This is a genomic window from Oleiphilus sp. HI0043, assembly GCF_001634935.1.
Map to the genome: position 1 here is coordinate 1 of NZ_LWEY01000489.1, position 746 is coordinate 746.

The 746-nt window shown below is 44.8% G+C and carries 1 protein-coding gene; it reads left to right on the plus strand.

What is annotated here, in order from left to right:
• Nucleotides 1-746 (plus strand): phosphoglycerate kinase (pgk, locus tag A3729_RS06120; RefSeq protein ID WP_156497728.1); only part of this gene is annotated, 746 nt, incomplete at both ends.

The window sequence follows — 746 nt, forward strand, 5'->3', positions numbered from 1 at the left end:
GACCAACTGAGGGTGAGTATGATGAGGCTTTTTCACTGGCGCCCGTTGCTAGTCATATGTCCGATCTGCTCGGTAAAGATATTCCAGTACTAAAAGATTGGCAGGATACAGACGGTCTGAATGACGGCGACGTTGTGTTATTTGAAAATGTTAGATTTAACGTTGGTGAAAAGAAAGATGATGAGGCTTTGTCAAAGGCCTATGCAAAGCTTTGTGATATTTATGTGATGGATGCTTTCGGAACCGCTCATCGCGCACAAGCATCTACGCATGGTGTCGGCAAATTTGCCCCTGTTGCCTGCGCAGGCCCTTTGCTTGCTGCTGAACTGGATGCTTTAGGAAAAGCATTAAAAGAACCTAAGCGACCTTTAGTTGCTATTGTTGGTGGTTCCAAAGTCTCCACTAAATTAACAGTGCTTGAGTCACTTTCTGATATTGTTGACCAGCTAATTGTCGGTGGCGGTATTGCTAATACCTTTTTAGCTGCTGATGGCAAGGCTGTTGGTAAGTCTTTGTGTGAGGAAGATTTAATTCCCAAGGCTAAAGCTCTTAGCGAAAAGACTCATATCCCATTGCCTACAGACGTCGTGGTTGGTAGTGAGTTTTCAGAGTCTGCAGTTGCGACAACGAAAAATTCTGATGAGGTAGATGAAGGCGATATGATTTTTGATATCGGCCCGGCAACCTCTGAGAGCTTGGCGGAAATACTGAAAAGTGCGGGTACGATAATTTGGAATGGGCCAGTA